This is a genomic window from Chitinophaga rupis, from assembly GCF_900109685.1.
Classification (GTDB): Bacteria; Bacteroidota; Bacteroidia; order Chitinophagales; family Chitinophagaceae; genus Chitinophaga; species Chitinophaga rupis.
In genome coordinates, this window is record NZ_FOBB01000003.1 from 604,105 (window position 1) to 617,707 (window position 13,603).

The window sequence follows — 13,603 nt, forward strand, 5'->3', positions numbered from 1 at the left end:
TACTCTTGACATTTCAAAATAAGCATTATAACTTTAAGAGAGATAGACAGAATCTACTTCCTATACTCGGTCGAACGTAATCAGTAGAACTTAAAATTTAAGCTTAACGCTATTTGGCCAGCCGATTACGCATGCCCGCTTTTGATTCTAGTAAATGATGTTCAAGATAGAAAGAAAGGGGTGATTTACTACTAAAATCATACCCATCTAAGATGCATTGTGCTTAAATTTAAGTAAACACAATCGCCCGATACCTGAAACGTTGTGATAAGTACGTAAGATCAGATTCCTGCTTTGATAAGTCTTAATCGTTATTGAAATAAATCAAACATTTTTGTATGTTCTCTCAAAACCCCAATTGGAAGCTTTCAACCTTTGTTTTTTTTTCAGTTATAATCTCAAATCAACCTTGTTTCTTGATGGCCCAAACAAGCGGTCCATCAACTCCCGAAATTCAAAGGTTCACACCCAATTCAGCTAAACAAATGGTGAATATGTTTTCGGGCGATCTCAATTATAATATCAGCTTGCTGGAGCTCGATGGCGGCTATCCTATCAATATCAGTTATTCATCCGCCATCGGTATGACTGAAGAAGCCAGCGCTCTAGGGTTTGGATGGCAACTCAACATCGGCAGGATCAACAGAACGGTGAGAGGATTGCCCGACGACTTCAATGGTGATGTTATTCTAAGAACACTTTCGCAACAAAAAGAATGGACAATTGGGTTGGGTGCAGGCGTAGATGCAGAAATATTCGGTTTGCCAATTGGTGTGGGTGTATCCGGCGGTCTCACGTTTTCGAATATGCGCGGAGTTGATATCGCCACCAACCTGGGTGTAAAGTTTGCAAAGGATATCGGAGGGACAAAATTGTCTGCCGGTCTTAATATTGGTATCAGCAACAACGAAGGAGCCAGTATTTCACCCAACATCGGATTGCAATACAGGGATTTTTCACTACAGGCTGGCGCAACCATCAGCTCGATGGAAGGAATCAAACAATCGGGCTTTTTGCTCAACTATAATAAACTTCAACAGTACGGCTCTGCTTCTTTTCCACTTACTATGGCGCGAACTCCCTTTACACCAAAGATTGAATTTCCTGTAAATAATAATTCAGGCAGTTTCAAATTCAGGTTTGGAGGTGAGATCTGGGGTTTCTCTGGAGGAGCCGAGGTATACGGCAATGTTGCGATACAGGATCACCCCGTGCAGCAACGCCCACTCAATTCATTCGGCTATTTATATCTCCAGAATCAATCGTATAGAAATAGCATTATGGACATTGGGACTGAAAAAGAATCCCCAGTTTTTGAAGAAGATAAAAATCTTTCGATTACCTATTTGGCAAATGATGTTTTTTCTGTTTCCGCACAGGGCCTTTCTGGAACTTTTCGCCCGTTCAGAACAGATGTAGGTATTATACACAATGAAAACATGGAATCAAATAGTGTGGGTGGAAGCCTGGGAGGTGAGGTCCATACGGGCGGCTATGCACAAGTGGGTATCGATGTTACTGCTAATCTTACCAATACAAGTTCTGGTGCATGGGATAATAATAACAACTTGACAAGCATTTGCCAATTTAGCACAGGTGTAAATGGCTTGCCTGTTTATTTCAAAAGTGTGGGTGAAACAACCGTATTCACAAATAGTAATGCCCTTGATGCATTGGGCGGAACAACTGCAGCGAGCTTTACTGTGCGCGAATCTATTTTGGAGAATTCACTAAATGGTAACCAGTTGCAGGCAAAAAATATAGGCAAAAGACCCGAAGCCACCAATATATCTTTCCAGTTTCTCACTGCACTTGAAGCATCACAGGCGAGAAAGCCGCTGGTGTATTATAAAGATCATGGCGCCAATAAAAAAATTGTGGAATTGCCCCGGTACGATAATGTTACCAGGAAACCCCATCATGTTTCATATATTACCATTACTAAAGACGATGGAACAGTATATGAATTTGGTATTGCTGCATACAACACAATACAAAAAGAAGTTTCATTCAATATCGATGTTACAGAAAATCCAGAAAGCAATTTATTTAATAAAACAATCGGCTTTAATGCAGGTACGGATAACACTTCAGGTAATAGCCATGGGCTCATTCATTATTTTACTTCTACCGAAACTCCACCTTACGCGTATGCATATCTTTTAACCGCAGTGTATTCCGCCGACTATGTCGACTTAACCGGCGATGGACCTACGAGAGATGACCTGGGTACTTACACGCGCTTTAATTATACATTGGAAGATCCTCATTTTAAATGGCGGACTCCTTACAAGGATGCAAATTATAGCGCCGCTAACCTGTGCGATACGAAAGATGATATGGCCAGCTATGTATATGGGGAAAAAGAAATTTGGATGATACATAGCATCGAAACAAAAAATTACATGGCCGAATTTTTCAATTCGTCAAGAGACGACGCTTATGAAGTAAAAGGTGAAGAGGGTGGTATTGATGAAGGTGACTCATCACTTAAAAGAATCGATTCGATTAAGCTGTATTCGATGGCGGATTATAATGGAACCGATCCTGTTCCAGTCAAAACTATTTTTTTTACTTATAAGTATTCGCTTTGCCCTGGTTTGCCTGCAAGTAAAACGGGCGAAGGTAAACTCACGTTGAAAAAAATTGCGTTCCAGTACGATAAATCACAAAAGGAAACGCAGAGCTATTACACCTTTCAATACAATAATGAAAACGATCATGCTTTTGGATACAATGAAACAGCGATCGACGTATGGGGGAACTACAAGAAAATAAAAGCAGGTACCAACAACGTAAGATTTCCTTACACAACACAAAATAAAGTGGATGCAGATGAAAACGCGCAGGCCTGGGATCTTATAAAGATCACACTTCCTTCAGGTGGTGCCATAGGAATAGAATATGAGGCCAAAGACTATGCATTTGTACAAAATAAGCAGGCCATGCAAATGTATGAGGTGAAAGGGTTTATGAATGGTGCAAATAAAACGTACAACTTATATGAGAACGATGGCACTCAAAACAAAACACTTGTTGTTGATGTTGGAAAAAACATTTCTGGCATTAAAGATTTTTCAAAGTATTTCAAGGAAGGAGAAAAGTTATATATCAATTGCATTATCACCGCAGGAAAAAATGCAAATATCGACAAGGAAATAGCGAGCGGTTTTTTCGACGTCGATTTTAATTCGATAAAGCCCTTTGGCCCCTCACAACCTTCATGGATAAAAATAGACCTGATCGATCCGAAAGCGAATCCTGTTTCTCATGCGCTTTGGCAAAAGATGAGAAAAACGCTTACACATATATTGTATCCACCGGTAATTAAGCCCGATGCAGGCGTTGTAAATAATGTGATGAGCGTAGTAAAAGATATTCCATCGACGCTTAGTGAACTTATCGGTTTCTTCAACAGCTATGAAACAAAAATGATGGATAAGGAGCGAGGCAAATGCCTTGATAATCAATATGCATCATTCGCAAGATTGTATAACCCTGATGGAAGAAAATTCGGTAGCGGTAGCAGAGTTAAAAAAATTACGCAGTACGATAATTGGGATTTGATGACCGGCGGATCATCGGATGCTGCTGTATATGGACAGGAATATTCGTACGACATGCAATTGAACGGCAGCAAAGAAACCATCAGTTCGGGTGTGGCCACGTATGAACCTATCGGCAATGAAGAAAATCCTTTTGTCCTTCCCACAGGAGGCTTTAATAATGCCAATGCGCTTGCACCTGAATTGTATTATTACAAAACAGAACCGTTTGGAGAATCATTTTTTCCTGCACCCAGTGTGGGTTACAGCCTTGTAACCGTACGCGACCTTCACGATAAAACTGTAACAAAAAATACAACTGGGCTTGAAACCTACGAGTATTATACAGCAAAAGATTATCCTGTAATCACCAGCAGAACCACCAAACAGGGAGTTCCTGTTCAATCTGTAAGTCCATTTTATTCTTTGAAAAAATATACTGCTTCACAGGGGTTTTATGTCGAGATCAATGACATGCATGGAAAAATGAAAGCGCACAAAGTATACTCCTCGCTCGATGCGCGTGCACCACTATCTGGAGTAGAATATATCTACAAAAATGCAAATGGTACATTGAATAATATTGTTTCTACCATCAACTCCACCACCGGAAAAATTTCGCACGCCAGCCAGGTAGGCATCGACTACGATTTCAATATTGCTACCGATGAAACAAGAAGTTTGGTAAAAAGTCCGGCACTGCAATTCAATATCGATGTCATTCCTGCAGTATTGGGTATTCCTTTTCCTGTTCCCAGTTTTCTTCCCTTTTATTCGGAAAATTTATTGCAGTACCGAGGTGTGACCACTACTAAATTATTATATCGAACAGGTCTTGTAGATAGCATCATTGCATACGACAACGGCATTTCCACCAGCACAAAAAATATTTTGTACGACGACAGCACTGGCCAGGTTATAGTTACCACAGCCAACAATGAATACAACCGGCCTTACTTCACCACCAACTTACCTGCGCACTGGTTTAATGAGGGCATGGGGCCGGCTTCGGTAAATGCAAATAAATCATTCACAAATTTTTCAACCGCCAACGTCGACAAAGAACCTGCATTTCATGAAGGAGATCAATTACTGTTGGTAGCCAACATACCATCAAAGGCATGGGTGTTTAAAAATTCAGCAGGCAAAAAATCCATTATCGATGAACAGGGCAATCTGGTGAATAATACATTCGACATTGTTCGCATTATTCATTCCGGCAGAAAAAATATGCAAGGTGCTTCAGCCGGACAGATCATTACCTCAGCCGACCCTTCAGCTGGAGACAAGCTGTTATTTTTAGATACAACTGTAATCGACGCAACAGCCATAGAATATAATGAATACTGGCAAAGCTATTATGCTATTCATCCTCTCATGACCCGCGATTCCTGTCTTTGCCGCGGAGAAGACTTTAACCTGAATGGCTATAAGATCATTCTGAATAATGATGGCTCCATCCGCACTCCTTCAAGCGCTTCCATTCATCTATCTGAGATCAATGATATTTTTCCTGGCAAATGCGGCAATATTAAAATAGTGCTCGATAATGGTTTTACAAACTGGAAACCTTGTTTTGATACCGCAACAATCAGCTTCAGCAATTTCAGACCGCTGGTACCGCCTGGATTTTGCACCTCCACGTCAACGGCGACCGGCAATTATACTATCACATCAAATTGCGATGGTGCATCGACAGTCATACAACGTGGAACTTTTACTTTTTCAGGAGGATGCTTATTAGTTTCCTGTCATGATGCATCCACGCATGTTACAAATCCTCTCATCTGCAACGTACCAGTGAACACTCCTGTAAATCCTTACATGTTGGGCATACTTGGCAACTGGCGCCCGCGAGCCACGTATCATTATATCACAGAAAGAACATACCCTTCTAAAAAATTTATGAAAGACTTGGGAGGATACAAGAACTTCGCTTTATGTCTCTCTCCGATCAACGGTTTTTTATTCGGCAGCTCTATCGATAAAACAAAATGGCAGACAAAAGATAAGGTTGTGGTTACCGACCCGCATAGTAAAACCCTGGAATCACTCGACGCTTTAAAAATACCGCAAAGCCAATTGATCGGTTACGGATATAATTTGCCAGTAGCCACTGCCGGCAACGCGAACTATTATGAAATAGCGTTCGACGGATTTGAAGACTACGATTACCTGAAAAGTATTCAATCTCCTTTATCGGGCTGTTCGATACCACCACATTTTAAATTCGAGAACATAACAGGCGGCAGTCGGATTACCGAAACAGCCAGTCATACAGGAACAAAAAGTTTGTGGATCGAAAAGGGTTCGCCAGTATCGATGGAGCGAACAATTGACAATGAATGTAAGTATCCTTTTGATCGCGACAAGTATGATGCCCCCCAGTATTTTTTGAACAAGTGTGATATAGTAAGTCAATTCTCACCTGTGCCGGGTAAGGAATATGTGATCAGTCTTTGGGTAAATGAACAGCGCACAAATAATGATCTCGACGCATCTCAACCATTGTTGAGTATCGAGTTTCGCGACTCAAAGAACAATCCTATCGGCATCGCTCTATCATTACGATCGAAGGGACCGATCATCGACAACTGGCAATTGCTGAATGAAAATTTTACCGTGCCTGCAAATGCCGCGAAAGTGAGCATACAACTTTTCAATTCCAACGCAGGCATGTTTGTAGATGATATCAGGATACAGCCATTCAGTTCAAGCATGAAAGCATACGTATATGACCCCGTGAAACTTCGAGTGATGGCGATACTGGATGAACAGAATTTCGCGACATTTTACGAATATGATAATGAAGGACAATTGACGAGAGAAAAGAAGGAAACTGAGCGAGGCATAATGACGATAAAGGAAGTGCGGAGTGCAAAACCGAAATCAGAAAAATTAGGATTTTGATTCATCAACGGCAAAAAATTATGAAAAGCTTTTTACTGTTGTCCTCCGTCCTGTTACTGCAGTTTATTTCCCACGCTCAACAGCAACTGGTCGACGGAGGTAAAAAAAACTTGGCAGAAATGTCTGCTTCGCAAGGGACGGGTATTTTTTCGAGCACGCACAAAACTGTTGCAGGTGCAAAGGATATACATCTTTTTCATGTGCTTACATTGGAGATCAATACTCCTGCTCTTACTCCCTTATTGAGAGCAAAGAATTTTTCTGTTATTGCGAAGTTTACTGTCTCTACAGGTAATAGCGCTGCTACAATGAGACCTCCAGAAGCAAAAGACCTGAAGTTGAATTATAATACCATCGGTACTTACCAGGCAAAAGATGCTTTTGAAAAAGCAGATGTGGAAATTGTAGATTATAAACTGGTTTCAATTTCTGTAAAAGAGGAGAACGGCACTCCCATTACCATCGATGCAAACAACCAGGACATTGTTGTTTTAAAACAGCATTTACAATTTGATAGATACCTGCCCCCTAATTCGCAAGAGGCGATCAAAACACAACAAATTACTGTTACTCCCGATAAAGGATATGCAAACCTTAGCTGGTCGCCTGTATCCTGGGCACTTGCTTATGATATTGAATACAGTTTTATAGATAATTATGTTGCCAGGGGAGCTCCGATCACAGAGGCCAACGCATTATATAATTTCAGGTTTAATAGCACAAGAGTGCAGTTAAGTAAAACAAACTATGAGATTCCGCTTGTATACGAAAGCGGTTTTCTTGTGTATCGCGTACGGCCTGTAGGATATTGGGGAATCAATTTCGACAAAATCGTTACAGGACTATGGTCTACCCCCGATGCAGGAAAATCTCTCATCAGCGAAACAGTGGGTGCTGAAGGAAATTTCTTTTGCAAGATTGAAAAAACAGGTATTCATGAAGATGACAAAAAGAACTGGCAGTACCTGGTTAATTTTTCAGAGGAAGGTAAGCGAAAAGATAACGTGGTGTATTTCGATGGAACTTTTAGAAACAGGCAGGAAGTAACGAACCTGAACACACAGCAAAATTTGCTTGTGCATGAAATTATTTATGATAATGCAGGAAGACCTGCCATCGATGTATTGCCTACACCCATTATACCTGAAGGTTTTCTCGATGCGCATATACCCAGGATCGCTTACCAAAATGCACTGAATGTAAACAGTGACGAGAAGAGTTACTCATGGAAAGATTTTGATATCGACAGGCTAATTTGTACAGTGTTCCCTGATAAGCTCAACACCAAATCGGGCGCGAGCAAATATTATTCGCCTGATAATAAAAATTTCGATGCAAGTGCTACAGGGATAAAAAGACAAATGGCCTATGTGGCTGATGCTGCAGGATATCCTTTCACACAAAAAGAATATACTCCAGACAATTCAGGACGTATCAGCAGGCAAAGTTCACCCGGCCCTGATTTCTCATTCAACTCTACTCTCAACAGTACGCATGAACAGAAATTTTTCTATGGCACTCCTTCACAGCAGGAACTTGACAGGGTGTTTGGCAACGATATCGGCTTTGCTTCTCATTATTCAAAAGAAATAAATATTGATGGAGATGGGCAGGCGCATGTAACGTATAAAAACTTAAAAGGTAATGTAATAGCAACGGCGCTGGCTGGAGACCCTGCTCCTAATCTTACCCAGATAATAGAACCTATCGTTAAACGCCGTGTTACTGTAAATCTTGCCGACCCCGATAGAAACCGGATTGATCTCAATACCAGGAGTGTTACTGCTACTTATCCCCTGGTAATCGGGGAAACAACAAAGATCGATCTCATTTATGATGTAACTGCTAATGGATTTCCATTCAGCATTTGCAAAGAGGGGGCTGATAATTTATGCTACGACTGCGTATATGATCTTACCATGAAATTGACGGATGCCTGTGGTGTTGATTACATCAATAAAAAAATAGCCATCGGCACATTGAACGATCTAAGGAAATGTGAAAGTGGTACTTCTGCAGTCAGCATTGCGCCTGCTTCTATTCAATTGAAATCAGGTTCTTATTTTATCAGCAAAACACTTACTGTAAGCGACAGTGCCATCAATGCCTACATTGCCGATTACCTGAACGACCCCTGCTGGAACCTGATACCACACCCGGAAAAACCTGTTGAATGCTCAGTGATCCCTTATAAAATTCAAACTATAAGTATTGGTGATGGTTGCGACACCAGCATTACTACAAAAATCAGAACACCCAAGATGAGATTTTTGCCGCAACCACAACACGTGACTGGCGACTGTGAACCGTTTGTAGGAAAAAGCCTGAATGACATTTCCATACAAAAAATGTTGAATGATCTGTCACCAAAAGGACAGGACGGTGAATATCCGTTGACTGGAGATATTGCTACTTCTATTTACCAGTATCCGCTTTCAGTTTTTAACGATCATAACCAATTACCCACAAAAGGCAACTGGCGGTACCCTGTATTTCATTACAGGAATAAAATGGGCGACGAAATATTTATTGATAAAGAAGTAAATGGCGTAATCCAAAAACTTAGACCCGAGGAGCTTTCTCTGGAAGAGTTTTTACAAAACTGGGAGCCTGCCATGGCTTACTCGCTTCTGCCTTATCACCCCGAGTATTGTTATTATGAATGGAACATGGCCCACAAAGATTTTTTTGAATATGAAGACAAGATGAGAGGTATTGCGGATTATGTTACAGCGAATAGAACTTACACTTCCCTGTTGAAAGATCCCTATGAGAAACCTGATCCAAGCGATGCTTTATTCACCGATCTTACCCGGGCAACAAAAATGACCGGTTACATGAAAGACATATCCGCCCTTTACCCGGGTGGCGGATTCAATTCTATGAAACTCGCCGATGTGGCTGCTATAGCTGCCGCAGGATTCAGCGCCGATATAACATTTTCAGATGCAAGCATCTACCCGATGCATCATAAGATATTCGATGAGTTGAAATTACAGGATGAGGAATGGGTACAATTCAGAAGTTTTTATTTACAGGCAAGAACAAAGATCATCGAGGAAATGAGGAACAATGAGATTGTCGTTAGCACCCGCCCGGCTTGTTGCATGTTAAATGATTATATTGGTAACGCAGAATGTACAGGAGGGCCGCGCGACAAAAACCTTTGTGCACTATTTGCAAATAAAAAACCAGTATTCCCCAGCCAGGCACGTTTGGCTGACCTCATTGCAGGCAATTCTTCTTTACCGATACCTGCCCCGGACAGCAATATCAATTGTCTTAGCTGCACACAGCCGCAGAACTATGTACAGTTTATTAATGAGATGTTTGCAAAAAAGCAATTGTTCACTGCAATGAGGATCACGGGCAGATTGCTGGGTATGATCGGGAACCATAATACAGACATTATTATTGCCAAGGGTGATCATATTAAATGGGTACCCCTGATTACGATCAACACGCTCAACGCAAAACTGGTAGATGAAGAAACCGGTGATGTAATTTGTACAATCGATCTTGCCACAAAAGAAGCATCTTTTGATTGGAAAAACATCGTTTATTTCTCCTGCCTGAAAGATGAAGCAACTCCCAATGCCTTTACCCTGACAGCCTGGAATGCAACCGCCACTGCATTTGTATTGCAAGGAAGTAGCAATTGTTTTGAAGTAAAAGAATGTGCGCCTGCTACCGATCTGATTACCACTTGCGATAAAAAAGAATATACCGGTTTGTTCATAGATATGTTGGAGAAGGTCTTAAAATCTGCCGCTGCAAATGTGATACCTTCTGCATTAGTGAGAGGCAGAAACCCCAATGCTGCTTATCCTGAAGGAAAAGATCCTGTAAGCTTATGGCATATTACCAGCAACACACCAGTTGCCAACAATTTTGATATACCGCTTAATTTTTCTTCATTAGATAACACGCCGCAATTCCACCTCTCCATTCGATCTGCAAATACTCTGTTCACCAATTTTGCCGAATGGAAAATTACCGGAAGCGAATTTTTATCTGCTCCCCCACCAGTTGATAATTGCAAGGAGGCAAATACTTTAAAACTTTTTGTACAAAAAAGATCGCAACCGCAAGTGACCGATGTTTTCGAAGTGAGCTTTGATTTTCCTCTTGGCACCTGCTGTACATTCAACAAGGCGAATGCATTTTGCTGCATGCCTGTTATGACTGGTCTTCCAACAGTAACTGAACCGGACTGTATACAAATTCAACAGATACAGGAAGACAATAACGAAGAGATTATCAACAACCAGTTAAAGCAACATTTTGCCGACAGCCTCCGCACGCAATACATTCTACACTGCCTACATGCCTTTGAAAAATTCACAGTAGCTTATGATGAACAATTATATCATTACACTTTGTTTTATTATGACCTGGCAGGTAATCTTGTAAAGACTGTACCACCAAAAGGAGTGCAACCACTCACTGATGATGAAACAAAGCAAACGGCCATCTTCCGCAACACTCATACAGGCGATTCCATATTTACAAGGCATACCATGATAACGCTAGCAGCCTTCAATACCACGAACAATGTAATTGCACAAAGTACACCTGATGCCGGCACATCTCGTTACTGTTATGATGAAGCAGATCGCGTGATATATAAACAGAATGCCAATCAATCTTTCAATGCTGCCATGAGAAGAGCTTCGTTTATACATTACGACAGTATCGGAAGAGTGATCCAGACCGGCGAAATACCCATATCATATTTTAAGCTGCCGGCATATTTGTCGAATAAAGATTTCAATGATGAACTCGATGCAAGTGATAAATATAAAACCGATATATTCACAACGTTTTACGATCGCATGCCTGCAGCGATCAATGGAGGATATGATTTTAACCTGAATACACTTAACCAGCAGAATCTCAGGAACCGTGTATCGGCAACGTTGTTCCATCGTTCATTCATGGATAATACTCCTTACACACATGCATTTTATTACAATTATGATATAGAAGGAAACATTCATACTGTTATTCAGGATTCAAGATTCCTTGAAAATTATGCAGTAAGATTAGGGCTGTGCGATTATCTTAGTTTTAATAGGTTCAAGACGATTAGTTATGATTATGATTTAATCAGCAAAAAAGTAAATCGCACCTGGTACCAACCAAATCAGTCCGACCAATTGATACATATATATGAATACGATGCAGACAACAGGCTGGTAAATGTAAAAACCACCACGCGCATTTGGGAAAATCCTGCTGATGTAGATGTTGACGCATCGTATCAATTTTACTTGCATGGCCCATTGGCAAGATTGGAATTAGGACAGGAAAAAATACAGGGCCTCGACTATATATATACATTGCAGGGTTGGATGAAAGGTGTGAACAGCAGTCTGCCGATTGCCGGCACTGACCCGGGTAAAGATGATGGTACCGTGTTTTTGAAAGATGCCTTTGCTTTTGGGTTGAATTATTTCCCGGGAGATTATACATCGATCAGCAAAAACATCACTCTGCCCGATGTTGAAAAAACGGATATGGGCACAGGTTTTTCAAAACCACTCTATAGCGGAAATATCAGGAGCATGATCACCTCCATTTATGTGCTCAATGGAAAAGACGGCATACAGGCCACATCATACAATTATGATGTATTGAACAGGTTGCTGAACATGAAGGTGTACCAGCCAAAAAATAATCAATTGGCTATTTGGCAGAATGGAGGTTTCACCGAACCTTACCGCACGCAATACAATTACGATGCAAACAGCAACTTGAGTGATCTGCTGAGAAAAGATGAAGTTGGAAATGCTATCGATCAGTTATCGTACACATATACCGCAGGAACAAACAGATCCGAAAAAATTGCAGATGCGGTAGCAAGTGCAGTAGCAAACAACCTGTTGCCCGATAACAAAAATATATATGATGCTGGCGGCAGGTTGTCACATCACAATGAAGGACCGACACCGGTTGGAAATACTGATTTTACCTGGTCGGCGTTCGACAGGCTGCGCAATGTCAACAAAGATGGAATGAATATAGAATTCACCAGTAATGCCGCGTCAGAAAAAGCATTTCGATATGATGAAGTAACAAAAACAGCTACCTATTATGTACGCGATGTGAGAGGGAATATAATAGCCATCTACAATTTTGCACCTGGCAAAGTCTCTCTTGAAGAATTTCCTCTATATGGCGTGAATCGCACTGGTACGTTGCGTATGCATACACCGCTGTCTGCGCTAACTCCTGTGAATGAATTGACATATGCGAGGGGCTCAAAAGAATATGAGTTGGTGAATCATTTGGGCAATGTAATGGTAACAGTGAGTGATAGAAGAATTCCTGATGGTGCAGGCTGGAAAGCGGATGTATTAACAGCACAGGATTATTATCCATTCGGTACTTCAATGGCAGCGCGTTCATTTAGAAAATCGGGCGTTGCTGATTATCGTTATGGATTCAATAATAAAGAAATGGAGAGGTATGTTGACGAAAGAAATATCCCGCTGGATTTTGGAGCAAGGATGTATGGTTCCGGTACGGGTCAATGGTTTTCTACAGATCCGCTGGAGAATAAGGCGCCTGGATTCAGTCCATATAATTATTGCATGGGTAACCCGGTAAGGATGAGAGATCCTGATGGAAGAATAGCGATAGTTGATGACATTGCACTTGCAACCTATTTCTTTGGCGCCATGATTCTAGCTTCGCCTCCAGTGCAAGAGGGGTTAAGAGATGCGCTTAATACTACAATTAATGCGACCAGAGATAAGTATAGTAATCTTATTCTGAATGAAAATGAAAATGAAAAAACAAAAAAAGGAGGGCAAAGCGAAGACGATCTTCCTACCTTAAAATATCCTACAGATGGAACAAGGCCAAGATTATCGGGAAGAATACCTGAACCGGAAAGAATAAAAGAAATGACGAAGGATGAAGTTGAGGATCAATTAGAGATTACTAAAGAAAGCATACAGAATAGAATAAAAGATCAAATTGATTTTAACAAAGGAAAAAATCCCATGCATAGAAGCCAAGATGAACGCGTTGATCAAAGTCGCAGACATGGAGTACGGCAAAACCTAGAACAGAATTATGAAAAGCAACTGGAAAAAAGATTAAAAGATTTTAAATAATATGTAATAATTACGTGTAGGCAC

2 protein-coding genes are annotated in these 13,603 nt (G+C 40.9%); both read left to right on the forward strand.

Translation table 11 applies throughout. The annotated features are described in order from the left end of the window. Nucleotides 1-338 precede the first annotated feature (338 nt). Complete coding sequence (locus BMZ54_RS15570; RefSeq protein WP_089913359.1) at nucleotides 339-6,455, forward strand: hypothetical protein; 6,117 nt, start codon at nucleotides 339-341, stop codon at nucleotides 6,453-6,455. 20 nt (nucleotides 6,456-6,475) lie between these two features. Beyond that, nucleotides 6,476-13,579, forward strand: coding sequence for an RHS repeat domain-containing protein (locus BMZ54_RS15575; RefSeq protein WP_143081026.1), 7,104 nt, complete (start codon nucleotides 6,476-6,478; stop codon nucleotides 13,577-13,579). Nucleotides 13,580-13,603: the final 24 nt, after the last annotated feature.